Annotated in this window: 1 pseudogene; it reads left to right on the forward strand. The window is 73.9% G+C overall.

Features of this window, described 5'->3' with window-relative positions:
- Positions 1-163: pseudogene (locus AC0CH3_RS17865) on the forward strand (class I SAM-dependent rRNA methyltransferase); the annotation flags it as partial.
- Positions 164-249: the final 86 nt, after the last annotated feature.

The raw sequence follows: 249 nt of genomic DNA on the forward strand, positions 1-249 counted from the left end.
GGTCTACGCAGTCCGCCTGTCCGCGCTCGCGATCGGCGAACTGCTCCACCAGGTCGTCGCCGACCTGCCGGGCAAGGTCGAGGCGGGCGAACTCGGCGTCCGCGAGGAAACCCGCGGCCTCACGCTCCCCCCCGCCATCTGGGCCCGCTGGTCCCGCGACTGACGCGGGACCCGCGCGTCCCCAGCCCCTTCCCCAACCCCGTTCGTGCTGAGCGAAGTCGAAGCACCCGCCCCAGCGCGCGCCTAGTC

It is taken from the genome of Sphingomonas sp. AC449 (genome assembly GCF_979253475.1).